Origin of the sequence: uncultured Shewanella sp. (assembly GCF_947491715.1) — a bacterium.
Classification (GTDB): domain Bacteria; phylum Pseudomonadota; class Gammaproteobacteria; order Enterobacterales; family Shewanellaceae; genus Shewanella.
The window spans coordinates 21619-45444 of record NZ_CANLKR010000031.1; the positions used below are offsets into that span (position 1 = coordinate 21619).

Here is a 23826-nt window from a genome sequence, read left to right on the forward strand (position 1 = left end):
TTCCGCTTTATGTGACGCCAGCCTTGAGACTTGCATCTGAGGCTGGCTTGGGTATATTGCACTGCATATTTTATTCTTTCTGGTTGGCTTTATGATGTTGTTAAAGCGATTAATGCTGATAGCTTGTGGTTTAATGTCAGGTTTGCTTACCTTGTTTGTGCAGGCCGAAACAGCGACGACTGCACAATTGGAAATAAGAATGAGGCAAGTGTTAACGAAGGAGCTGAAGCAGTGGGAAGCCTATGCTCAGGTAAAAGGCATGACTCACAGCATTAACGTTCGCGTTCCTTCTGGCGCTGATAAACTCGCATTATGTCCAACCTTGCCTGTTATCAATTCAGCCGATATTGATTTTGGCCAAGTGCAACGAAAGCTGAGCTGTCCATCAAAAGGCTGGTCTTTATATGTCAGAGCGAAAGTACAAGTCAGTGCGCGATTGCCGGTATTAAACCGTGTCATGAAGCGAGGTGAGCTGGTAAATGGAAAAGATGTGACTTGGATGAAACTTGCGCTCAAAGGATCGGATAAAGAAGTATTAACCAAAGTCGATGATATTATTGGGCGACAAGTGGTGAGAAAACTGCATCGTTTCAAGCCGATTAAAGCCATGTATTTAAGCGCTCCAGTGCTAGTAAAGATTGGCGATAAAGTCATTATTGAAGCGAAAAGTCAGGGCTTTTATGCCAAAATGCCTGGAGAAGCGTTGGAGTCCGGTAGTGAAGGTGAAGCGGTGAGAGTTAAAAATCTCAGTTCGGGGAAAATTATCATTGCGTATCCGACGAGTAAAGGTAAAGTCGCCACGCGTTTTTAAGACTTTTTTGTGTCTGTGCCTTTATTACATATTTTCTGTGTTAGATTTTATTTGTTATCTCATTTTGTTTAGTCATGTGTTGGATCACAATTGTATTTCAGCGAGAGGTATTTGAGGTCGCTTTATGCTATGTACCAAGTCATTGGGAGTATAACGGCATTAATTATAGGGTGGGAATGGTATGGAAATAAATAAGATCAATAGTGCATTGAATGCTGAAGTGGGTTCGAGCCTAGGACAAACTGCGACAAAGGCGGAACTTAAACCTGTAGAGAATCAAGTTAGACAGATTGCTACGCCAAAAGCGGTGAGTGAAGATTGGGAGCTGTTAGCACGTTCTCAAACTCAATTAGAGAAAATGGATGATGTTGATCAAGCGAAAGTTGATGCACTTCGTCAATCTTTGAAAGATGGTACTTTTGATCTGGATTTAGGAAAAGTGACTGAAGCGATGTTTAACCAACACGGATAACACTATGTCAGAAAAACGTGAGCTAGTACAAAGCCTCGTTAGAGGCGTACGCCAAGATGTAGAAGGTTATAAGCAGCTAAAGAATTTGTTAGTGCATCAACGTAAGTTGATGCAGCAGCGAGATCACCAAGCCTTACAGAGCCATAATGAGCATCAAAGTCAATTATGTGAAAGCTTGAAGCAGAGTGCCGATCATCGAAGCGCTGCGCTGCAACGTTTAGGCTTTTCTGGCAACTCTGCAGGCATGGAGCAGTTGATTGCTAAATTGCCTCCTCAATCAGCTAAACAAGTTAATGGGATTTGGCAGCAGTTATTAGCCTTGGCGACAGAAAGCCAGTATGCCAATGATGTTAATGGTAAACTTTTAGTGGATCAGCAGTATATTATTAATAATTTATTGCGCCGTAATAGTGAGCAAACCATAGATTACGGTCATCAAGCTCAGTCAATTTAAGACTCTCTTATTATAAAGAGAGTGAATATTAATGCCGTTATTTGAATGACTCTCTTTAACCATTTTATCACGCGGCTTGATTGTCTTTGAATGCCGCAAGCAGGATACTCTTCCGTTAATACTAACTTGGTTTTATGTTTTTATTTTGTTTTTAATATGTGTTATTTCTCAGCTGTTGTTTTTATGATATTGTCTTTTTGTATTCTTTAAACTTCTGGTTTAATGGCTAATTTTATTTATTATTGCTTGTTAATACTTTGACTGTTTTTGTCAAAGTCCCGTTTAAAATTTAGCGCTTAAAGTGTAATTCGATATACTCAAAAGTCTTTTGAGTGAATTGTCAATGAGGCTTTAATGAGACGCTTACCCCTTTCCCTTTATTTTTTAGCAATGACCTGTTTATTTAGCAGCGTTGCTTTTGCTAATACGCCAACCTTAAATGCCAATAATCAAGACTCACAAATCGAATCTAATATTGTGGCAGCTGTTGATCAGGCGTTACCAATTGCTCAAGAGCAATTGGAGCAAGTGGTTAATATTAACAGTGGCACTATGAATTTTGCCGGCGTAAAAAAAGTGGGTATGGTGTTTAAGAAAGAACTTGAAGACTTAGGGTTTAAGGCGCAATGGCTTGATGGTGCGAGTTATAATCGTGCAGGTAGTCTAATGGCTTCTTATGGTACGAAAGGCAAAAAAATATTACTGATAGGGCATTTAGACACGGTATTTGCAAAGGATGATGCTTTTCAGACCTATCAAATGCTTGATGATACTCATGCAGCAGGTCCTGGTGTGAGTGACATGAAAGGTGGTGATGTGGTCATGTTGACTGCGATTAAAGCGCTGAAACAAGCAGGAGTGCTGGATAAAATAAGCTTGAAAGTCGTGATGACGGGTGATGAAGAGAAAAGTGGTTTACCGCTTTCTGCGTCGAAAAAAGCCATTGTGGATGCGGCTAAGTGGGCTGATGTGGCCTTAGGTTTTGAAGATGGTGACGGTAATATTAAAACCGCTGTGATTGCCCGTAGAGGGGCAGCGGATTGGACATTAAAAGTGACGGGAGAGCCTGCGCATTCATCACAAATATTTACTGAAAAAGTCGGTGATGGTGCCATTTATGAAATGGCGAGGATCCTTAATGGGTTTCGTGAGTCGTTATCATCCATGAATGACTTAACCTTTAACCCAGGGCTTATTCTTGCGGGGACTGATGTTGAGCATAAAACCAATGGAACCAATGGGTCGGCGCTAGGCAAAACCAATGTGGTGTCTAAAGAAGCTATAGTGATGGGTGATATTCGCGCGCTTTCGCCTGAGCAGCTTGATAAAGCGAAAGAGAAAATGTTGGAAATCGTGTCTCAAAGTTTACCTTTGACGTCGGCGACTTTGATTTTTAATGAAGGTTATCCACCTATGGCAGAGACTAATAATAATCGTAAGTTATTAGCGCTTTATAACCAAATTAGTGAAGATTTGGGCTATGGCAAGGTCGTTGCGGTTAACCCACGAAATGCGGGAGCGGCAGATATTTCCTTTGCGGCTAACTATGTGGATATGTCTCTTGATGGATTGGGTTTAATGGGCACTGGCGGGCATACGAGTGACGAAATTGGTGATTTAAGTAGCCTAGGTAAAAATGCAAAAAAAGCCGCTTTATTAATGTATCGTTTGTCTGAGCCCGCTGGAAAATTATTGTCTCAATAGTTTTCTTTCATCCTTGTAATGCATAAACCGTGATGTATTCTATCGCGGTTTTTTGTGTTTAGAAAAAGATTGTTTTGTTTGAACCCTCCTCATATGCTGCTAGTAAGCTATTAAATCGTTTAATAAATATCTTTTATTTGTTGCTTGATTGGTTTAGTCTAATCGGCTACTGATATTAAGCTGTTCGGTATATATCCATAATCATTTAGCATCTTTATATCAGCTCACCGCTTCGTTTATACATAAATTAAATAAGGATATTTGAATGTATTGCTATATCAAAATGGTGCTGCGTTTTTGGCTTGGTGGCGTATTATTGGCCGCCTTTCCCTCTTATGCTGAAGATAAACTGTTAGTTCATGTTGACCAAGTTCAGCCTTGGCATGACGGTATACAAAAAAGCTTATATTGTCATGGGGATGTGCCTTTTCGTCCTCAAGTATCCAGCCATGTGAAAGCGCAACTGGATTGGGTTTTACCCGTTAATATGCCAGTGAAAAAAGGTGATGTTATCGCTTTGCAAGATGACTTTTATCTTGTGCAGGAATCATTAAAGTTAACTGCAAAATTAGAAGCGGCTAAAGCACAAGCGGATTTTTCTGCCCAAGAATATCAACGTATACAGTCATTAGATAAGCAAGAAATGGTATCAGTATCGGATTTAAATAGGGCAAAGCTCGATGCCAAGCTGACTAAGCAGCAGTATCTCGCCTTAAAAGCCGATCAAATGATCCTTGAACATCAAATCGCTAACCTTAAGCATCTTGCACCCGCTGATGGTCAAATTTTTACATTAAATGCTCAGCCGGGTGAATGGTTGGATTCTGGTGACAGTATTTTGAGTTTTTTACCATCTGATAATCAAGAGGTTATTTGCCAAATGTCTCTTGATTTATTTCAAGAGATCAATGACATTGAGCTTGCGAACTTTCAGCTTAAATCCGGTGAAACGTTAGTATTTAATCGTTTGGCATCAAAAGTCGATGAAGCTGCTCAAACGGTGAATGTGCATTTTAATTTTAAGAATGAGACTGCTGCTTTGTTTTTGAATGAAAGGATAGCAGTGAATATGCAAATGCCAATGAAGGCTCTTACCCTGATTACCTATGATGCGTTGAATCTTAAAGATAATGAATATTATGTTTGGCTGCTGAATGATGCCAATAAAGTCACTCAAGTTCCCGTGCAGATTATGGATACACAAGGTGCTCATGCGGTGGTTCAATCGAACATTAAAGTGGGCGAGCATGTGGTGGTGCGTGGCGGTAAATCCTTAAGCTTGAATGATCAAGTGATTGTGGCTAATGCTGATGAAGTGAAGGTGAGGTTATGAAATTTGTCGATAAATACAGCGGCATTATTATCGCTTTTTCTGCTTTACTCGTTTTGTTGGGGGGAATAGCCAGCGTTAAATTGCCCAATGCCTTATTGCCTGATTTGGATCAGCAAGAAATTGCCATGTTGATTAATTGGCAAGGAAAAACCGCGACCGAAATAGAGCAAGTCTTGATTACTCCTTTAGAGAGGCAGCTGGCCAGTATTGGTCAGCTGAAACATTCTCAGTCTTTTATCAGTAATGGCGAAACGTGGATGCGTTTGTTTTTTTCCCCTCAAGCGGATATGGAAAAAGCCTACATGGATGTGATGGCACGCATCAATCAAATTCCAGATTGGCCGGCGCAGGTGGCTAAGCCATTGATATTTGATTACAGTAATGGTGCGGGGAGCACAGTTGCGTCCATGTATTTGTATTCTGAATTAGAAGAGATGACGCCGAATGATTTTCGCCGAGTCTATCGCCAGCATATTGCGTCAGTATTAAGTGATGTGTCAGGCATTGCGAATATCAATATGAGTTACAGTCCGTTGGCGCAGCGAATGGATATCGAATTTAATCCAAAAGCCTTGGCGCACTTTTCATTGTCTATTGATGATGTGACAGAAAAACTGCATGATTTAATTGATCGCTCTGGCGATAAAATGACGTTGGGATCTAAGGCTTATGGTTTACATTTTAAAGGGCAAATGGCCTTAGCGGAATTAACCCAATTACCCGTAGCCGTTCGAGGCGAACGCATTATTCGTTTAGGGGAAATTGCTCAGGTTCATCGACGTTTTGTCACTGAGTGGGACTATTCCAGTTTTGAAGGGCATCCAGCCATGTATTTTAGTTTTCAGCCGGAAAAAAATACCAATGCGCTGAATATTACCGATGAGTTAAGTGTGGTCATGACAGAGCTGAATCAAGGTGTTCTGGCTGATCTGGGCATGAAGTTGTCTTATAGAAGTGATTCGTCAAAACCGATTAAACATGCGCTGAGTCTTGTTTACACTAATATCTTGCTTGGCGTGTTATTAGCCTGCTTGTTTTTATATCTCTTTATACGTGATCTCAAAGTCGTATTTTTGATTTTTATCAGTATTCCTGTGTGTTTATCTTTAGTGATCTTAGGCATGTACTTAGGGGGACGCAGTTTAAATGTGATCTCTATGGCCGGTATGGCATTGTCGGTGGGGTTATTGCTGGATGCCTCTATTATCGTCATGGAGAACATTCAGCGATTACGTGATAAGGGGCTGGGGTTAATTGAGAGTGTATATCAAGGTGTCAAACAAGTCCGTGGCGCGCTGATTTCCTCAACGCTATCGAGTATTGTCATTTTTGTACCGATTATATTGATGCAATCGAGTATTAGCCAAATGTTTGAAGATTTAGCCTATACCATTTCCACCGCGTTAGTGGCCTCCATTCTTGTGGCGCTGATACTTTTACCTGCTTTAGGGCGGTGGATACTCTCTGAACAAGCTCAACAGCCTGAACAATCTCAACAGGCTGAGAGCAAGCCGTTATCCTCCCTCAATAAATGGCCTCAACGATTCACTATGCCCTCTCGTTCACCCCTGCAGGCGAATATTTGGGTGGGATTTGGGATTGTGGGAACATTACTACTGACCTGGTGGGTTATGCCCGCCATTGATTTGTTGCCAAATCCAAAAGCTGACCATGTGATAGCGTATGTTGATTTTAAAGAGCCTTTATCTCAAGAAGCGGCCACAGAGACTATTGGTAAGGTGATAGAGGCGCGTTTTGTTAAAGAGAAAGCTAAGCCCGAGGCGCCTAGATGGACTCAATATGTGTTGAGTTGTAATCCGAGTTATTGCTACTTGAATCTGAAACCTGAAGCGGGAGAGGATTACACAGCATTTGAATATTGGCTTAAAACGCATATTTTGCACGATCTGCCTGATACCGATTTGTATGTCAGGCAAGGCAATTTATTGGGGGGAGCGATTCAAGGTGGCGATCGCAGCCGAGTTGACTTTAAAGGGTTAAGTTTAGGTGAGTTGCAAAAAGTTGGGCAAGATTTAAAAGATATTATCAAAGCGCGAATAGCAGGCAGTCAGGTGCTGGAAACCGTGGCGCTTTCCAATAATGCCACTCAAATAGAGTTTACGCCTAAGGCCGATAAACTCGCTTATTTAGGCTTATCAAGAGCGGAACTAAATCAATATTTAGTGGCGTTAACTGATGGCGAGTATTTAGGGCGTTTTTCGGCTGGCAATGAGAGCTTTCCTTTTTACTTTAAAGGGCAAAAAGTGAGCCATATTGAGCAGTTGCTTGAAACAGAGCTGATGATCCCAGATCATGGCTTAATTCCATTGCGAGATTTAGTGGACAGTAGCATGGTGTTGGCGCCCAGTGCGATTTTTAGGGCCGACAATGAAATGAGTATTTCGCTTGGCGTGGTGCCGCCTAATGGTCAACCTATGGGGCCATTTGTTGATCAAGTCAAAGCTATTGTATCTGAGTATATTAAAGCGCAAGGCCCTGATGGTTTATATGTCGCTTATCAAGGACAAGCAGGAGAGTTAGATAACTTTTTATCTGAGTTCTTACTGACCTTTTTAGTGTCATTATTAGTGCTGTTTTTATTGATGCGCATTGCGCTGGCTTCTTGGTTGTTTGCGACTGCAGTCATGTTATCTATGCCGCTAGCGCTTGCTGGGGGCATGTTAAGTTTGAATGTAATCAACGTGTTTATGCCACAAAATTTAGATGTGATCACTATGATAGGCTTTATTATTCTAATGGGATTAGTGATTAATAATGCTATTTTACTGATCAGTGAATTTAAGGCGGGCATGGAAGAAGGGCTTATGCAGCAAGATGCAATTTACCGCGCTGTGAGTACGCGAATGCGGCCTATTTTCATGAGTACAGGCACCAGTATTTTTGGCATGTTGCCGTTAATGTTAACCCCAGGGGATGGCGCTGAAATTTACCGTGGCTTGGCGAGCGTGATTGTCGGCGGTATGACATTTAGCGCACTCTTTACCTTAAGCTTCATGTCAGCCTTATTGTCTTTACCTGTGTTTGGGATTAAGCCAAAAGAGCATAAGGAGAGTGTGGGGAATGAAGACGTCTTAGTTGGAGCAAGTTAGGCTTATTGTTTGATTGAGGTGATTATCACTCAATAAAAAAACGGCGCTTGATTGCGCCGTTTTTTTATTATCTTATCCACTTGAGTTCAGGTTGGTTAATAAGCCGCAGCGTAACGTCCGGCTAGATCATCGAGTTGTTTTTGTTCTTGTTTATCGAGGTAAGTTTGGTGTTCGGTTTGTTTCTTTTGATATAGCCACTTTATGCCTTGCTGGCGACCGAGTTGCTTGCGCCACATACCATCGATACGTTGATGTTCTTGGGTTAATAAAATCTGTTGACGGGTTAATTTTTTTTGCATCGGTGCCAACACTTGCGCCATATTGGCCGTATTTTGCAATAATAACGGGTTTGCGGTTTGGCTCGGGTATTGGCCATATTGCGACTGCATTTGTGCAATGATGTCTTTTTGCTGTTGAATATGATCGATTCGTTGCTGGGTTTCAGTGCGCTGCTGGCCGAGTTGACTCAATTTCTTTTCTTCTTGTTCGCACAAGGTATGTAACGGTCTGAACTGGGCTTGCATAATCGACTCCTTCATTACTGACTGATTATTTTGCTTCGACACGTTCCACTAAATAGTTGGCGTGCCGAAGGATAATAAAGTTTAATTTTTTGCTTGCTAAAGACTTTCTGCCAGTGTTTTTAATTGTTCAAGACTTTCACTGCGACTGGTTTTTTGATCGCTATCTTGGCGCAAGAATGCCGCCATATTGGGTGCGGCCTGTACGGCCAGATCCATTTCAGGATCTTGTCCTGCTTGATAGCCTCCCAGTGGCAAAAGTTCTTTAACTTCATTGAAGCGGCTATTTAAATGCCTAAAGCGTTGACCTTGAATCAGGCTTTCCTTACTGGCGATTTGTGTCGCCAAGCGGCTGACCGATGCACCAATATCAATAGCAGGAAAATGGCCTTTTTCGGCAAGCTTGCGACTGAGTACTATGTGTCCATCTAAGATGGCTCTGGCAGAATCAGCGACAGGATCTTGCTGATCGTCTCCTTCAGTGAGTACAGTGTAAAACGCCGTTAAAGTGCCAACGGGGTGCTGTCCATTACCCGCCATTTCAACCAAGCTTGGCAGCTGTGCAAAAGCAGAAGGCGGATAGCCTTTTGTGGCGGGTGGCTCGCCTAAACTCAAGGCGATTTCCCGCTGTGCTTGAGCGTAACGCGTGAGTGAATCCACCAATAACAGGACTTGTTTTCCTTGGTCGCGAAAACCTGTGGCAATATGATGGCAAAGCCGCATGGCACGCAGGCGCATCAAAGGAGTGGTGTCGGCAGGAGCGGCAATGACAACGGCCCGTTGCCGACCTTCTTCGCCTAAGGCTTCTTCGATAAATTCACGGACTTCACGGCCCCGTTCACCAATGAGTCCAACCACAATGACATCGGCTTCGGTAAAGCGAGTCATCATGGCAAGCAGCACACTTTTACCGACACCAGAGCCTGCAAATAAGCCTAGTCGTTGGCCACGGCCTACAGGTAATAATGCGTTAATGGCTCGAATCCCCACATCTAAAGGCTCACGGATAGGTTTACGCAATAGCGGGTTACTGACTTGATGCCGTAATGGCACATGAGTCACGTTCTCTAGGGGGCCGAGTCCATCTAAAGGTTGGCCTAAGCCATCGATCACACGGCCAAGCAATCCACTGCCGACAGGAATTTGACAACGCTGTTGCAGTGGAATAACCCGTGCGCCGGGCATGAGGCCTGTGGTATGCTCAATGGGCATTAAGCATAAGGTTTCTTTATGAAACCCGACAACTTCAGCTTCAATGAATTGTCCGTCTCTAGACTCAATATGGCAGCGATCGCCTGTGCCGAGTTGACAACCTATGGCTTCAAGTAATAAACCATTGACTCGCGTGAGGCGACCATAAACTTGTGCCACTGGCACCGTTGGCCAATCTTGAGCATTGAGATCAGGCTTCACTGGCTTCCTCTTCTGTTTCGGCTTGTAAATCGACTTGTTGCAGCTTAGCTTCTACTTGCGTCATACAGGCATTCAGCCTAGTTTCGATAGAGGCATCTGCATCAGATTTATCGCTGACAATTCGACAACCGCCCGCAGTGATAGCCGGATCGGCAATTAATACCCAATCTTTGACTTTATCGGCGGCGAGCTCTTTGAGTTTTTCAACGGCGCTAGGTTCTAAATGTATTTTCACTTCAGATTGACGATCCGGTAGCGCGGCTAAGGTTTCTTCAATGAGTGACAGAATTTGTTGTGGTTGTAAGGTCAGTTCACAACGGATCACTTGTTGGGCGACGCGGCGGACCAAGTCCAAAATCAAGTTTTGTTGTTGGTTAATTTGTTGCGTATGGCCTTCTTCAAGTAATGATTTTAGTGCACCTAATGGTGCAATTAAATCATTGAGCTGAGCGTCAACGCCTTCTTTACCTTTGAGCTGTCCTTCGATGCGGCCTTGATTGAATCCAATAGCATGGCCAGATTGACGACCTTCTTCAGAGCCAGATTCAAATCCTGCCTCATGACCTTTTTGAACGCCTTCATCATAGCCTTTATCAAAGGCTTGCTGATAATCTTCCCAACCTGGTGTGCTTTCATCAGTATTGTTGGGGGGCACTAAAGGCGCAAATCGATGACGACGGGCCAGCTCGCCTTTGAGGCGCCAGCGAGGATCGAGTGGGTTCTTTTTAACTGACATTATTCGACCACCTGTTCTTCAAAGAGCTGCAGTTCTATTTCACCGTCATCCATCATCTGTTTAGCCAGTTCCATGATTTCTTTACGGGCGGCAGTGGCTTGACTCAATGGTACGGCACCGATGGCATCCACTTGTGTTTCAATGGCTGAAGACATGCGTTTTGGCAGCGCATCGAGTAATGTATTTTTCAATGAAGGTTCAATGCCTTTCAGGGCGAGTGCCAACATTTCGGGTGGTACTATGGCCATAATTTCTTGTAAGGTCTCAGGTTTTTGACGGCCCAAGATAATGAAATCAAACATGTTGTCAGCAACGTTGGTTGCTAATTGCGTGTCATGAAGTTTGATCATTTCCATTAATTGTTCGCGATCACCATCGAAGCGATTCAAAATGTCAGCAACCTGACGAATACCAGCGATTTGTGTGTGACTCTTTTCCATTGCAATGAGCATACAACGTTCAACAAGTTGGCGCAGTTCATCGACCACATCACGGTCTAATTCGCCTAATTGTGCGATACGAATAAGCACTTCATCATGGCCAGCAACGGGGAGACTTTGAAGGACTTGAGCGGCGCTTTCTGCTGGAAGTAGGCCGAGTAATACCGCTTGAAGTTGGCTATGCTCATGGGTGATTTCACGGGCTAATAATTGTGGATCAACCCATTCTAGTCTTTTCACTAAGGTTTTGATTTCATCACCGTAGATACTGTCGATGAGGCTTTTTGCCACACGATCGCCTAAGGCGAGATCTAAGGTTTTTTGCAAGTAGGAGCGAGAGGCTTTTGCTATACCCGATTGCTCTTGGTATTTCATGAAGAAGCGTCCAAGTACCGCATCGGCCTCTTGTTGAGTAATACTGGATAGGCGAGCCATTTTATGGCTTAAGTGTTGTACATCGGTTCTATCAAGATGTGCCATCACTTGAGATGCGCCTTTTTCTCCCATACTGAGCAGTAACATGGCTGCTTGTTCATGGTTATCCATTTTTATTCCAAGTTCGTTCTTATTCACTGTCTTCGCCACCTATCTTTTTTTGCGCTATCACTATCGTGCATTCTTTGTTGAGCGAATATGATGAGCAATAGCGCGATGATTTTTTGTCAATGCCTGTTATTGATAAACAATAATTAACTGCTTGACTCGTTACCTCTTTCGCCTATCCAGCTGGAAATGACTTCTGCCACTCTTGCTGGTTCTTCATTGGCTAGAAGGCTTAAGTGTTCCATTTTCACTGTGAGTGGCGATCCTGGTTCAGGCAAACCTTGTCCTGCAATCCAATCATTATCGGCAGCGGCTTGGCTTAAGCCCATTAGCTGATCGGCTAGCGCTTGTGAGTCTTGTTGCTTATCATTGGCACTGATCGCGGCTGGTGCGGGTGACTCTGCTGGTGCGGGAAGTGGCTCAGGCGACTCACTTGGATTATTGTCGGTAGTGCGAGTTAAGTGGCTCACCAGTGGACGTAATACAAAGAAAATCAATCCTAAACCCAGAATACCGCCCATTAAATAACGTAAATAAGCTTGGTACCCTTCGGCTTGCCACCAAGGCATTGGCTCAAATACAGCGCTAGCGACAGGTGCAAAGTTAAAACTGCTGATGCTGAATTGATCGCCACGCTCATTTGAGTAACCGATGGAATCTTTTACCATAGTTCCCAATTGGGTTAGCTGAGCATCACTCCAACCAGTGTCGCCTGCGGCTTGGCTATTTAGTAGCACAGAAACTGACAGGTTTTCTAACTGCATTTGTTGATAACGAGTGTGTTTGACTGAGCGTCCGACTTCAAACTGACGACTTTCTTGTTGCTTCAAGTTACGACGATTATTGGCATTCTCAGTGTCTTCTGTGGTCGGAGGCTGATTACTTAAGGCACCAGGAATACCCAGTTCCATCGCGGTATTACTTTCATTCGTGCTTTGATTTTCCGATGTTATCACCGTTTGAGGATCTAAGGATTCCTTGGTTTCTTCCACTTGATTAAAGTTAACCGCGGCAGAGATTTGTACTTGAAAGTTATCTTGGCCTAGGATCGGACTCAGCATACTTGAAGCACGATTAATCAGGCTTTGTTCGAGCTCTTGAGTGTATTTTAATTGACGATCGCGAGCTTGAGTAATGTCTTGATTCAATGTGATGCCAGCACTTAAATGATTGCCCTCTTGATCGACAATTTGCACGCGTTCAGGCGTCATTCCTGTGACGCTACCCGATACCAAGTTAGCGATGGACTCAATTTGTCCAGGTTGAATTTTACTGCCGGCATAAAGATCTAGCATGACCGATGCAGATGGAAGTTCAGGTTGCTGACGAATAAATAAGGTGCGTTTGGGAATAGCCAAGTGAACCCTTGCGGTTCTAACGGCTTTTAAGGCCATGATGGTGCGAGATAATTCCCCTTCTAAGCTGTGTCTGTATTTTGCTTGCTCCATGAATTGGCTGGTACCAATATCTGAACTGTCTAAAGACTCCATACCTGAAGGTACTTTTGCTTTAACACCGCGAGCGGCCAGTAGCATTCTGGCTTTACCCAGCTTATCTTCTTGAACCAGTACTAAACCTGTATTGGCTTCAAGACGATAAGGAATACCTTCAGCTTCTAGTACTTCAATAATTTGCGATGTTTCAACGGTTTCTTGTTGGCCATATAAGGGGCGGTAACCTTGGCTCGCCGTCCAAAGTAGCAGGACGATGACACAGGCAACAATGGTTGCTAATACTGCGAGTAACAGAACTTGACGATCACCGCGATTAAATTGGCGCCATTTTTGTAGCCATGTGGCTAATAGCTCTGATTTTTGGCTAGCATCGGCCGAATTGGGGCTAGGTTGAGCGATAGTTGTTGACATTGTTATTTTAAACCTTCCATAAAATCCAGTTTATATTGTTGATTTCAAACAATAATGAATTATTCAGCTTAATGATTAGACTGGCATCTTCATGACTTCGTCAAAGGCCTGCACTAAGCGATTTCGTATTTGGATCATGGTAGAAAAAGACAATGATGCTTTTTGGCTTGCGACCATGGCGCCGACTAAATCATCACTTTGCCCTGAATCGACCGCCTTCATGAGTGCAGAAGACACGTTTTGATCTGTGTTGACAGCCGCAACTTTTTCTTTCATGACTTCAGTGAATGAAGGCGCTTGAATGCCGTGATCTTTGGGGTTAGCGGCGATTTTGATTGCACCTTTTGCCATTTCGGTGTGAATACTTAAGGTATTCATCATGGCCTGAGGATTGATTGAAGCTCCAATTGACATATGCGGTTCCTGCCTTAACTAAATAATTTGAAGATCGCGATTTAAGCTGCGTGTCCACGAGCTCGCACTGCTTGATCTATATCGATTCCTTCTTCTCGCATTTGCGCTAACTTATAACGTAATGCGCGTGTCGTCATACCGAGCGCTTGTGCGCTTTGGCTGCGATGGCCATTGAATTGTTTTAGGGTATCTAGAATAAATTGAAACTCAGCTTGGCGTTTTGATGCCTTTAAGCCTTGTTCATTCTGTTCGACTTTGACTAACCCAGCATGAGGTAAATGGCTTAAGCCTAAATCAGCCACTTGAAGTGCTTGACCACGGCGCATCACTAATGCACGTTGTATGGTGTTTTCAAGTTCTCTGACATTGCCAGGCCAATCATGGCAGGTGAGTCTTTGTTTTGCTTGCTCACTGAAATAGCAAGTTTGTGTGCCTGCTAGATGTCTGTATTTGTTTATAAAGTGTTCAGCGAGTGGCAAAACATCTGCTTTTCTTTCTCTTAATGGACTGATTTTTAATGGCAGTACATCGAGTCGATAAAAGAGATCTTCTCTAAATTCGCCTTCTTTAACGGCTTTTTGAAGATCTTTATTGGTGGCAGCGATGATCCTCACGTCCAGTGGAATAGATTTGTGTCCACCTAAACGTTCCACTTCTCTTTCTTGTAAAACGCGTAATAATTTAGATTGCAGGTTGAGTGGCATTTCGCCTATTTCATCCAGCATCAAGGTGCCACCATTGGCTATTTCAAATTTACCAGGTTGTTCTGCATGTGCCCCTGTAAAGGCCCCTTTAACGTGACCAAACAATATCGATTCCAAAATACTTTCAGGAATGGCTGCACAATTGACGGCAATAAAAGGTTTATTTGAACGAGGAGAATGGCGGTGAATATAACGAGCCAGTGGCTCTTTACCTGTACCACTTTCACCTGTCAGTAAAATGCCCGCTTCGGTTGTGGCGGCGCGATGTGCGAGCATGAGTAATTGGCGGCTGACCGACGCGGCGACAATGAGATGGGTATCGGGTTGCTCGAGTCGTCTTAGTCGGTGCAATAACGAACTAACTTGTTCAGCATCAAGGGGCAAAAGCAAGTAATCTTGTACACCTGCGTGCATTGCCGCTGCCGCTAAATCCGTTTGCTCAGGATCGAGCAAAGCGATTTGATTTTTGGCTGGATAAAGCGCCAAGGTTTTGGCGACATTATCACATGTGCTGTTTGATAGGTTAATTAATGATAACCAAGGAGTCGACTCATTTTCTTGCCATTGAGTAAAGCCTTGTAATGCTAATTCATTCAGGCAAGAGGCTGACAAACTGGCATCAACGAGCCTGATTGAGGTGAGGTTATTGTGTGACATTGGGAATATCTCCAGCTGCAGTTTGGGCAACTCGAGTCGATGCCTTTACTAGGCGAACCGTTACACGTCGGTTATAGAGTCGTCCTTTATCATTGTTATTACTGGCTTTAGGGGCTCTAGCACCGTGATTACGAACTTGGATTATTTTGCTACTTAATCCTAATTCCACTAAACGGGAGGCCACTTCGTCAGCGCGTTCTTTACTGAGTACAAGGTTAGCTAAGTGTTCGCCAACGGCATCAGCATGACCATCGACGAGGATTTCTTTAATGCTGTTATCGGCTAAAACATAGCGAACGATAGCATTCAAGTCTTGATCTTGGTGTACATTAAGTTGACTTGAACCTGTGTCAAATTGAAAATCGATTCGGCGAACATAAGAGAATGGCTTAGGTAGCAATGCTTGCCTGCAATGCCTAAATTGATTGACAACCTTTTTAGTATTGACTGTGCTGGCATTAACTTGATAAGTCGCGCCATTATCGCTGCTGATATTGACTTGCCAAGATTGCCCTTGGTCGAGTCCTTCTAAAAAGGGGTTAATATTATCTTGGCTGCTGGCACTTCGACCGAGCCACCAGAGCTGAGTACTATGACGACTTTGTTGATCGATTTGCCAAGCTGATGGAATAACTTGTGCCTGACTTTGCGTATTATTAAGTGATAGCCAGTCAGTATCAAGTTGTAACTTGAGCGCTTCACCTGGCAGGGCGATGAGCGTTAACTGACCAAAACCTTGTATCTTGTGTTGAAGCTGACAATGGAAAACATTGCCATTGAAACTCCATTTAGCTTGTTCTAGTGGTGTTTGATAATGTGTCACTGCTGCGCTGACACTATTAGGAATAGCCAAATAAACAAACAGCATGCAGATTAATTTATGAGCTGACGGTTTCACTGATCCAGTTCCCTTTTATTTATTACTTCAACGACAAGGTAATTTATATTTTTTGTTATTAACTAAGAGTCAGACCAAGCTGTTGGAGCTCGGCTGTTTTATTCTCTTGGCCTGTTTTGTTGTGTAATTAAACACACAATATTAATTCATGTAAAATGATTTCTGTTAAATAATAAGGTATTTATTTATTCAAGTCTATAATCAATATTATATTGCTTGAAATATTATTTATATAAAATTGATAGTATTTAATTATTTCTACAGTTCAGTTATTGGTCTGATTGTTTTTTATTCTATATTTTATTTTTTAGTAAAGTATATAAGATTTCTGTATGTTTCGCTAGAATTGTATTTTCATAACTATATGGTTTTAATCGATTTTTAATTTGTTTTATTATTTTTTTAAAATTATTAAAGTTTTTATACTTTTTGCCGATAGCCATTTTTATTGATTTGATATAGGCTCAAATTTAGCATTAATTGCAAATTTTTATATATCTTAGGTTCACTTCAATGTATATTCGTCTGGCTTTTAAATTATATTAAACGATAGGTGAGATAAAGTTGTATGAGAGCGTCATTATTTTGTCGAGTGCCATTTTAATATACATTTTTACGATTTGACGATTAATTGACGCTCAGATTTAGTGTGCAGATTAATTAATCGTTTATTTTACGTTAAACAAAATGGCGTCATGTTTTTGTCGAGCGTCAAATAATATAACAATTTGTTGTTTGATGAATATCTAGTATGGCTAGAATATCATTTTAATAAATAGTAACACTATTTAATTGACGTCATTATTTTGTCAAACGTCAATATTTATAGGTTTCATTATTTTAATTATTAATTATTCAGTTTGGGATTGTAATGAAAACAACTTCAAAAGCGAGTCTACTTAAACCTCACTCAGGTGTAAGAGTCAGGCCTGTTGCACTCATTCAAGAGAAACTAGCGCGTAGTCGATTATTATTACAAGTTGAGGCTTGTCATCGTTTACTACTGGATGCTGTCAATGGAGTGCTAAATCCTATCGTCAGGCAAGGTCATCATGCTTTGTCTCATATTGGATTGTCAGAGCATAATCGCCCTATTGAGCCTGATTTAAATCAAGCATGGTTTTTATTAAGCTATCATCGTGTGCCTCTCGCTTGGTGGCGTATCGATAGATGTACATTAGATCAGTTAGCGAGTGGCTATTATGGCAGTTTAGCGAGTCCATTAAGTTCACCGTTACGTGCTCCGAGCCAATCTGAATATCGTTTAGCAAAGAAATTGATTCTAGCGGCATTAGCTGCTCTACCAACAACAGAGTTGGATGAAGATGCATTGAAACTGGAGTTAGTAGCCAGTAATACGCCTATTGATGCACCTGTGCAGTGGGAGCTCAGCTTCCCTAAAGAGCATTTGGCGCCATCAATGTTATTTTGTATGACTGAAAATTTACTGGGATTAATGGCGGAACAACCGAGCCAATATCAAGCTAATCCCGATCTCGCTGAGAAATTATCTCATCGGTTAAGACAAATTCCACTGAAAATTTCTTTAGAGCTGGGTCGACAAAGTACACCCGTGACTTCATTGAATGCCTTAAAAGTGGGCGATGTATTACCGATTAATTTACATTCCCGTTGTCCCGTGACTGTGGGGAAACGCCCTTTATTTTATGCGTCTGTTCATACCCATGAGGGACAAATGGTCGCAAAACTAACCCATGATGCCTATCAACAAGAGGATCCAAACAATGGCTGAACAAAATATCCTACAGGACGAAGACTTTCTCTTGGATGATGATCTTTTCGGTGAAGAAGAAGTTGTCACACCGGCTGCTGCACCTAAACCTGCAAAAGATATATCATTTTTTCATCAACTTCCTGTACAAGTCACATTAGAACTCGCCAGCGCAGAAATGTCTTTAGGCGAATTAACGCGCATGGGCGAAGGTGATGTAGTCGCATTGGATCGCATGGTGGGAGAGCCGTTAGATATTCGTGTTAATGGTGCATTGCTAGGTCGTGGTGAAGTCGTCGAAGTAAAAGGGCGTTATGGCGTTCGTTTACTTGAGGTTGAAGCCATTAGTCTAACAGGAGCGAATGACTAGTATGCTTCGTGCTTTGTTGTTTTCACTTTGCTTGGTGACGCCATGTGTCTTTGCCAGCGACGGTTTTACTTTATTTACATTAGGTAATGGAGAGGAAACACAATCGGTTAACGTTAAACTTGAAATTTTAGCGTTAATGACGGTATTGAGTTTTATTCCCGCTCTATTGATGATGTTGACCAGTTTTACCCGCATTATTGTGGTGCTGGCTATTTTACGTCAAGCATTGGGGTTACAGCAGAGTCCACCTAATAAAGTATTGATTGGCATTGCCTTAGTATTGACGATTTTTGTCATGCGGCCCGTTGGTGATGCCATCTATACTCAAGCCTATGTGCCTTATGATAAAGGTCAGATTGAACTGACTGAGGCTGTGATGATAGCTGAAAAACCATTGCGTAAGTTTATGTTGGCTCAAACGCGAGAAACCGATCTCGAGCAGATGTTGAAGATTGCTGATGAGCCAGTGACGTTATCGGCTGAAGAGGTGCCTTTTTTTGTTTTGATGCCCGCTTTTGTATTGAGTGAGCTTAAAACAGCCTTTCAAATTGGCTTCTTATTGTTCTTGCCATTTTTAGTCATTGATTTAGTGGTTGCCAGTGTGTTGATGTCAATGGGAATGATGATGCTATCACCGTTAATTATTTCTTTGCCTTTTAAGCTCATGGTGTTCGTGCTTGTCGATGGATGGTCCATGACGGTGAGCACATTAGTGGCGAGTTTTGGTTGACGTGATTAATCGGTAGGCTTGATTAAGCGAGATAGGTTGTCGAATTTTTGACGACCTATCATAGCTTTCATCAATATGAATCGACTCGTTTTAAGCGATTTGGGTATACCCAGCATGAAAACCAAAGAGGAAGTAAGGTGGTTGATAAAATAATAACTTTTTCAATCGATGATCTGTTTGTTGATCTTGTTTATTTACTAGCATGCAGTCTCATTGGAATGATTGTTTTGTTTGATGCTTGGGATTGGCTTGTTAATGTGTTAGTGAAGATTTGAAGGGAAGGATGAATGGAAATAGCTGAATTAACCTCCCTGTTCTCCGATGCCATTTATTTAGTGGTATCTATGGTGGCTGTACTGGTGGTACCGGGGTTATTAGTGGGGCTCGTGATTGCTGTCTTTCAGGCGGCCACACAAGTGAACGAACAAACATTAAGTTTTTTACCAAGGCTTGTGATCACTTTACTCATGGTACTTTTTGCTGGGCAATGGTTGTTGCAAGAAATAGCCGATTTCTTTCAGCGTTTATTTATGAACATACCACACGTTATTGGGTAGCCATGCTGTCACTTACTTCGGCTGAAATAAGCACTTTTATTGGAACATTTTGGTGGCCATTTTGTCGCATTATGGGTGGCTTTTTAGTGATGCCATTTTTGAGTAGTGCTTATATTCCTGTGATGGTGCGGGTATTACTGGCTATTTCCATTTCAGCTTTATTGGCGCCGATATTGCCAACACCTCCCGTTGTGGATGCATTATCGCTTGGGGCCTTGCTATTGGCTATCGAGCAATTGCTTATTGGTTTTATGTTGGCCTTTTTTCTCACTTTTATGATCCATGTGATGACATTAGTGGGTGCGATGATGTCGATGCAAATGGGCTTGGCAATGGCGGTGATGAATGATCCATCCAGTGGTAACTCTAATCCTATTTTAGGCCAGTGGTTTTTGTTTTATGGCACCTTATTATTTTTAGGGTTAGACGGTCATTTGGTGGCGATTGGGATTCTGGTTGATAGCTTCAGGTTGTGGCCAATCGGTACTGGTATTTTTGATTTACCCTTAATGGGATTGGTGAGCCGAATGGCTTGGTTGTTTGCATCGGCATTAATGCTGGCGCTCCCAGCCATTTTAGCCATGCTTATGGTGAACGTGACCTTTGGCGTGTTGAGCCGAGCTGCACCTTCGTTAAACGTTTTTGCATTGGGTTTTCCTATGTCTATGCTAATGGGACTGCTATGTGTGATGTTCTCATTTACAGGATTACCAAGCCGTTATAGTGAGCTGTGCTTAGATGCCTTGTCGGCAATGTATGGCTTTATTGGAGGCACGGCATGATGCTTTCATTTACGGGGCTTTCATTTATGGGATCATCGAGCCGTTATAGTGAATTGTATAGTGAACTCGCCATTCATGGGATTCAGATTGGGGAGGAGATATGAGCAAGAATACTGGTCAAGATAAAACGGAGAAAGCGACCCCCCAAAAACTCAAAAAAGCGCGCCAAGAAGGGCAAGTTCCGCGCTCCAAAGATTTAGCATCCTCTTCGTTAATTATTGGTTGTTCATTGATGCTGATTGCCAGCGCCGATTGGTTTGGCGATCGAGTGTCAAAATTGACGCAAATGAACATGAATATTACCAAAGCTGAATTAGACCGGCCCGGCATGTTATTACAGCATTTAGGGGCCACCTTAGTTGAAATGCTCAATATTTTGACGCCGCTTTTTATTATGGTGGCGGTGATTGCTATGGTGGCTGGCGCCTTACCTGGCGGCCCAGTCTTTAGCTTTAAAAATGTCGAATTTAAATATAGTCGTATCGATCCTATTCCTGGCATGGGACGGATGATCTCGGCTAAATCCTTTGTGGAACTGATTAAATCGGTACTGAAGATCACTTTGCTGATTGGCATTATGTGGTCATTTTTAAGCAGCCATTTACAAATTTTGCTTAGTTACAGTCAGCTCCCCATTGATGAGGCGGTGAGTAGAGGTATTAGTATGCTGTCTGAAGGCATGCTGTATTTAGGCGTCGGCTTACTGTTTATCACTTTTATTGATGTTCCGTATCAATATTGGCAGCATCACAAAGATTTGAAAATGTCTCGTCAAGATGTGAAAGATGAGCATAAACAGCAAGAAGGTAAGCCGGAAGTTAAGCAAAAAATTAGGCAATTACAACAACGTATTGGTCGCTCTCGTGCCGATGTTGCCATACCAGAGGCGGATGTCTTACTGGTTAATCCTACCCATTATGCTGTGGCACTTAAATATGATACCAGTAAGGCCGATGCGCCTTATGTCCTCACTAAAGGCGTGGATGAGCTGGCCCTTTATATGCGGCAAATCGCCACTAAAAATGATGTTGAAATTATAGAACTGCCGCCACTGACTCGGGCCATTTATTATTCGACTCAAGTTGAGCAACAGATCCCTTCGGCATTATTTATCGCCATTGCACATGTACTCAGTTATGTCATACAAATTAAAGCGGCTCGCCAAGGAAAACAACAAAAACCAGCCCCTTTACCTCACTTTTTCATTCCGCAACATTTGCGACACGATTAAAGGATACTCTACTTCATGAATTGGTTATCGCGCACATTTGCTGGCAATCGCGCTTCTGTCGGCATCCCTATTATGTTGTTGGCCTTGCTCGCCATGATTATTTTGCCGCTGCCACCTTGGTTATTGGATATTTTCTTCACCTTTAATATCGTGTTAGCGATCATGGTGCTGTTGGTGTCTGTGTCTATCAGGCGCCCATTGGAATTTTCAGTGTTCCCGACATTGTTGCTGCTGGCAACCTTAATGCGCTTGACCTTAAATGTGGCTTCGACCAGGGTGGTGTTGATTGAAGGCCATCAAGGCGGCGATGCTGCGGGCCGAGTGATCCAAGCTTTTGGTGAAGTCGTGATCAACGGTAACTATGTTGTGGGCGCCGTGATCTTCCTGATCTTAATGATCATTAACTTTGTGGTGATCACTAAAGGTGGCGAGCGGATCTCAGAAGTATCCGCCCGTTTCACTTTAGATGCCTTGCCCGGTAAACAGATGGCCATTGATGCCGATCTTAATACTGGCGTATTAACCCAAGAGCAAGCGCGCGAGAGACGTCAAGAAGTGGCGCGAGAAGCCGATTTTTATGGTTCGATGGACGGTGCATCAAAGTTTGTTCGTGGTGATGCGATTGCCGGGTTATTGATCTTAGCCATTAACATGATTGGTGGTGTGTTAATTGGTGTGTTCATGCACGATTTAACGGCTGCGGATGCCTTTAAAACTTATGCACTGTTAACCATAGGTGATGGTTTAGTGGCGCAAATCCCGTCGCTATTATTAGCAACAGCGGCAGCCATTATTGTGACCCGTGTGTCTGATGCAGAAGAAATGCCTGCACAGCTGACTCGTCAATTATTAGCCAACCCAAAAACCTTGATGATTGCATCTGCAGTGATGACTATCTTAGGTTTAGTGCCGGGCATGCCCGCGTTTGTGTTCTTGTCTTTTGCGGCGGTATTAGCCTTTGCGGCCTGGAAGCAAAGTAAAGTCGTGCCTATTCAACCTGAGACCCAAGTTGAAGCGCAAATAGAAAAAAATCTCTCTGAGCCATCGGCGCCGAGTTGGGATGCCTTGCCTTTTACCGATTTAATTGAAGTGCGTTTAGGTTATCGTTTAGTGCATTTGGTTGAGCGCAGTAAAGGGGCCGAGCTACAAAAACGCTTAACGGGGATCAGGCGGACCTTATCGGAACAAGCAGGCTTTTTATTGTCTGAGGTGAGAGTAAGGGATAATTTATCGCTGGCACCTAATGCCTATCAAATTAATTTACTGGGTAATCCTGTGATCACAGCAGAGCTTGAGCCTGAGCATTTAATGGCGATCAAGAGTGGTCCTGTGCATGGCAATATCGATGGGATCATTACTAAAGAGCCCGCTTATCAAATGGATGCTACTTGGATCGAGCCGGAGCTTAAATCTAAGGCCTTGAACTTAGGCTACTCTGTGGTGGATAACGCCACTGTGATCGCGACCCATGTCAGTAAGCTTATTCGTGAGTCTCTACCGGATCTGCTGCAGCACGATGATGTGATTGCCTTAAGCGATCGCTTATCTAAGCAGTCACCTAAATTGGCCGAGTCACTCAATACGGCCTTAACGCCTATTCAGTTATTGAAGGTGTACCGTTTATTGTTAAAAGAGCAAGTTTCTTTAAAAGATATTCGCACCATTGGCACGACATTGCTCGATTGCAGCGAAAACAGTAAAGATCCCGTGTTGCTGGCGGCCGATGTTCGCTGCGCGTTGCGTAACAGTATTTTGCATTCTATTGCTGGCGATAAGTCGAGTCTTAATGTGATGACATTGGCGCCGGAGCTTGAGCAAACCTTAATGACGGCGTTAAATCAATCGCAGCAGCAAGGTAAGGTATCCTTAGACAGCTTTGCCATTGAGCCGCAATTACTCGCTCAACTTCAGCAACGTATGCCACAGTTATTGGCCGAAGCGAAAGAACAAGGCCATAATCCTATGCTGTTAGTGCCACCACAATTAAGACCGATTTTGGCACGTTATGCGCTGGCCTTTGCTCGTGGGTTGCATGTGCTTTCATACAATGAAATTCCTGAAAGTCGCGAACTGATGGTCGCAGGCCAGTTGGGGTAGGCTCATTTTCATGAGCTATGAATTTTGAGCTTTCCATTGCAATGTGAATTCGGTGATTGACTCAATCAATTTAAGGCCTTATTTGTTAATTCAAATAGGGCCTTTTTATTGGAGGGAGCTAACCTTATGGGATTTATTGCTTACAGTAGGCTAAGGTTGTGTTTTCCATTCACATACGTAAACTTTTTCATGAAATTTGATCATATTTTATAGCTGGATTTAATTGGTGTTGGTTGAGTGTGCTTGGGATAT

The 23826-nt window shown here is 42.8% G+C and carries 21 protein-coding genes; 13 read left to right on the top strand and 8 right to left on the bottom strand.

The features are described 5' to 3' along the window. Positions 1–91 precede the first annotated feature (91 nt). The 6 genes from flgA to Q0779_RS17970 all read left to right on the top strand — a co-directional run bounded on the left by flgA (position 92) and on the right by Q0779_RS17970 (position 7884). Positions 92–811, top strand: coding sequence for a flagellar basal body P-ring formation chaperone FlgA (flgA, locus tag Q0779_RS17945; protein ID WP_298774696.1), 720 nt, complete (start codon positions 92–94; stop codon positions 809–811). Between the two features lie 181 nt (positions 812–992). Further along, on the top strand, positions 993–1283 hold the full coding sequence (gene flgM / locus Q0779_RS17950) for a flagellar biosynthesis anti-sigma factor FlgM (RefSeq protein WP_298774699.1): 291 nt from the start codon (positions 993–995) through the stop codon (positions 1281–1283). Between the two features lie 4 nt (positions 1284–1287). After that, the gene (locus tag Q0779_RS17955) at positions 1288–1737 is read left to right on the top strand and encodes a flagellar protein FlgN (protein ID WP_298774701.1); all 450 of its coding nucleotides are present in this window, start codon (positions 1288–1290) and stop codon (positions 1735–1737) included. A gap of 354 nt (positions 1738–2091) precedes the next feature. Next, entirely contained in the window at positions 2092–3441 is a 1350-nt protein-coding gene (locus Q0779_RS17960; protein WP_298774703.1) for a M20/M25/M40 family metallo-hydrolase, read from the top strand. A gap of 265 nt (positions 3442–3706) precedes the next feature. Further along, on the top strand, positions 3707–4774 hold the full coding sequence (locus Q0779_RS17965; RefSeq protein ID WP_298774704.1) for an efflux RND transporter periplasmic adaptor subunit: 1068 nt from the start codon (positions 3707–3709) through the stop codon (positions 4772–4774). Continuing rightward, positions 4771–7884 carry an efflux RND transporter permease subunit gene (locus Q0779_RS17970; protein WP_298774706.1) on the top strand — a complete coding sequence of 1038 codons (3114 nt, stop codon included), beginning with the start codon at positions 4771–4773 and terminating at the stop codon, positions 7882–7884. Before Q0779_RS17965 ends, Q0779_RS17970 begins: the two co-directional genes overlap by 4 nt. Positions 7885–7979: 95 nt before the next feature. On the opposite strand, the gene Q0779_RS17975 is transcribed toward Q0779_RS17970, so the two are convergent. The 8 genes from Q0779_RS17975 to Q0779_RS18010 all read right to left on the bottom strand — a co-directional run bounded on the left by Q0779_RS17975 (position 7980) and on the right by Q0779_RS18010 (position 16075). Beyond that, complete coding sequence (locus Q0779_RS17975; RefSeq protein ID WP_298774708.1) at positions 7980–8408, bottom strand: flagellar FliJ family protein; 429 nt, start codon at positions 8406–8408, stop codon at positions 7980–7982. A gap of 96 nt (positions 8409–8504) precedes the next feature. Then, entirely contained in the window at positions 8505–9818 is a 1314-nt protein-coding gene (gene fliI / locus Q0779_RS17980) for a flagellar protein export ATPase FliI (RefSeq protein ID WP_298774710.1), read from the bottom strand. Beyond that, positions 9808–10554 carry a flagellar assembly protein FliH gene (gene fliH, locus Q0779_RS17985; protein ID WP_298774713.1) on the bottom strand — a complete coding sequence of 249 codons (747 nt, stop codon included), beginning with the start codon at positions 10552–10554 and terminating at the stop codon, positions 9808–9810. Before fliH ends, fliI begins: the two co-directional genes overlap by 11 nt. Continuing rightward, entirely contained in the window at positions 10554–11540 is a 987-nt protein-coding gene (locus Q0779_RS17990; RefSeq protein WP_298774759.1) for a flagellar motor switch protein FliG, read from the bottom strand. The genes fliH and Q0779_RS17990 overlap by 1 nt, the downstream gene beginning before the upstream one ends. Positions 11541–11683: 143 nt before the next feature. Then, complete coding sequence (fliF, locus tag Q0779_RS17995) at positions 11684–13402, bottom strand: flagellar basal-body MS-ring/collar protein FliF (protein WP_298774716.1); 1719 nt, start codon at positions 13400–13402, stop codon at positions 11684–11686. Between the two features lie 75 nt (positions 13403–13477). Further along, the gene (gene fliE, locus Q0779_RS18000; protein ID WP_298774719.1) at positions 13478–13816 is read right to left on the bottom strand and encodes a flagellar hook-basal body complex protein FliE; all 339 of its coding nucleotides are present in this window, start codon (positions 13814–13816) and stop codon (positions 13478–13480) included. 41 nt (positions 13817–13857) lie between these two features. Then, on the bottom strand, positions 13858–15177 hold the full coding sequence (locus Q0779_RS18005) for a sigma-54-dependent Fis family transcriptional regulator (protein ID WP_298774721.1): 1320 nt from the start codon (positions 15175–15177) through the stop codon (positions 13858–13860). After that, positions 15164–16075 carry an OmpA family protein gene (locus Q0779_RS18010; RefSeq protein ID WP_298774724.1) on the bottom strand — a complete coding sequence of 304 codons (912 nt, stop codon included), beginning with the start codon at positions 16073–16075 and terminating at the stop codon, positions 15164–15166. Before Q0779_RS18010 ends, Q0779_RS18005 begins: the two co-directional genes overlap by 14 nt. 871 nt (positions 16076–16946) lie before the next feature. Here Q0779_RS18010 and Q0779_RS18015 point away from each other — a divergent pair. From Q0779_RS18015 to flhA, 7 genes are all read left to right on the top strand, one after another. Next, positions 16947–17828 carry a FliM/FliN family flagellar motor switch protein gene (locus Q0779_RS18015; protein ID WP_298774726.1) on the top strand — a complete coding sequence of 294 codons (882 nt, stop codon included), beginning with the start codon at positions 16947–16949 and terminating at the stop codon, positions 17826–17828. Beyond that, positions 17821–18177 carry a flagellar motor switch protein FliN gene (gene fliN / locus Q0779_RS18020; protein WP_298774729.1) on the top strand — a complete coding sequence of 119 codons (357 nt, stop codon included), beginning with the start codon at positions 17821–17823 and terminating at the stop codon, positions 18175–18177. Before Q0779_RS18015 ends, fliN begins: the two co-directional genes overlap by 8 nt. Before the next feature lies 1 nt (position 18178). Then, complete coding sequence (gene fliP, locus Q0779_RS18025; RefSeq protein ID WP_298774762.1) at positions 18179–18907, top strand: flagellar type III secretion system pore protein FliP; 729 nt, start codon at positions 18179–18181, stop codon at positions 18905–18907. A 287-nt stretch (positions 18908–19194) separates the two neighbouring features. Beyond that, positions 19195–19464, top strand: coding sequence for a flagellar biosynthesis protein FliQ (gene fliQ, locus Q0779_RS18030; RefSeq protein WP_298774730.1), 270 nt, complete (start codon positions 19195–19197; stop codon positions 19462–19464). Positions 19465–19466: 2 nt separating this feature from the next. After that, entirely contained in the window at positions 19467–20246 is a 780-nt protein-coding gene (fliR, locus tag Q0779_RS18035; RefSeq protein ID WP_298774732.1) for a flagellar biosynthetic protein FliR, read from the top strand. 100 nt (positions 20247–20346) lie between these two features. Then, positions 20347–21477, top strand: a complete 1131-nt coding sequence (gene flhB / locus Q0779_RS18040) for a flagellar biosynthesis protein FlhB (protein WP_298774734.1) — start codon at positions 20347–20349, stop codon at positions 21475–21477. 15 nt (positions 21478–21492) lie between these two features. After that, a complete protein-coding gene (flhA, locus tag Q0779_RS18045) occupies positions 21493–23574 on the top strand; it encodes a flagellar biosynthesis protein FlhA (protein WP_298774736.1) in 2082 nt (693 codons plus the stop codon). Positions 23575–23826: the final 252 nt, after the last annotated feature.

Excerpts from the sequence above, each read along its gene's own strand:
- flgA (WP_298774696.1), top strand. The coding sequence starts at position 92 with ATGATGTTGTTAAAGCGATTAATGCTGATAGCTTGTGGTTTAATGTCA.
- Q0779_RS17975 (WP_298774708.1), bottom strand. The coding sequence starts at position 8,408 with ATGCAAGCCCAGTTCAGACCGTTACATACCTTGTGCGAACAAGAAGAA.
- fliP (WP_298774762.1), top strand. The coding sequence starts at position 18,179 with ATGCTTCGTGCTTTGTTGTTTTCACTTTGCTTGGTGACGCCATGTGTC.
- Q0779_RS18005 (WP_298774721.1), bottom strand. The coding sequence starts at position 15,177 with ATGTCACACAATAACCTCACCTCAATCAGGCTCGTTGATGCCAGTTTG.
- fliQ (WP_298774730.1), top strand. The coding sequence starts at position 19,195 with ATGGAAATAGCTGAATTAACCTCCCTGTTCTCCGATGCCATTTATTTA.
- flhB (WP_298774734.1), top strand. The coding sequence starts at position 20,347 with ATGAGCAAGAATACTGGTCAAGATAAAACGGAGAAAGCGACCCCCCAA.
- Q0779_RS17965 (WP_298774704.1), top strand. The coding sequence starts at position 3,707 with ATGTATTGCTATATCAAAATGGTGCTGCGTTTTTGGCTTGGTGGCGTA.
- Q0779_RS17960 (WP_298774703.1), top strand. The coding sequence starts at position 2,092 with ATGAGACGCTTACCCCTTTCCCTTTATTTTTTAGCAATGACCTGTTTA.
- flhA (WP_298774736.1), top strand. The coding sequence starts at position 21,493 with ATGAATTGGTTATCGCGCACATTTGCTGGCAATCGCGCTTCTGTCGGC.
- Q0779_RS18015 (WP_298774726.1), top strand. The coding sequence starts at position 16,947 with ATGAAAACAACTTCAAAAGCGAGTCTACTTAAACCTCACTCAGGTGTA.
- fliH (WP_298774713.1), bottom strand. The coding sequence starts at position 10,554 with ATGTCAGTTAAAAAGAACCCACTCGATCCTCGCTGGCGCCTCAAAGGC.
- flgM (WP_298774699.1), top strand. The coding sequence starts at position 993 with ATGGAAATAAATAAGATCAATAGTGCATTGAATGCTGAAGTGGGTTCG.
- Q0779_RS17970 (WP_298774706.1), top strand. The coding sequence starts at position 4,771 with ATGAAATTTGTCGATAAATACAGCGGCATTATTATCGCTTTTTCTGCT.
- fliR (WP_298774732.1), top strand. The coding sequence starts at position 19,467 with ATGCTGTCACTTACTTCGGCTGAAATAAGCACTTTTATTGGAACATTT.
- fliN (WP_298774729.1), top strand. The coding sequence starts at position 17,821 with ATGGCTGAACAAAATATCCTACAGGACGAAGACTTTCTCTTGGATGAT.
- fliE (WP_298774719.1), bottom strand. The coding sequence starts at position 13,816 with ATGTCAATTGGAGCTTCAATCAATCCTCAGGCCATGATGAATACCTTA.
- Q0779_RS17990 (WP_298774759.1), bottom strand. The coding sequence starts at position 11,540 with ATGGATAACCATGAACAAGCAGCCATGTTACTGCTCAGTATGGGAGAA.
- fliF (WP_298774716.1), bottom strand. The coding sequence starts at position 13,402 with ATGTCAACAACTATCGCTCAACCTAGCCCCAATTCGGCCGATGCTAGC.
- Q0779_RS17955 (WP_298774701.1), top strand. The coding sequence starts at position 1,288 with ATGTCAGAAAAACGTGAGCTAGTACAAAGCCTCGTTAGAGGCGTACGC.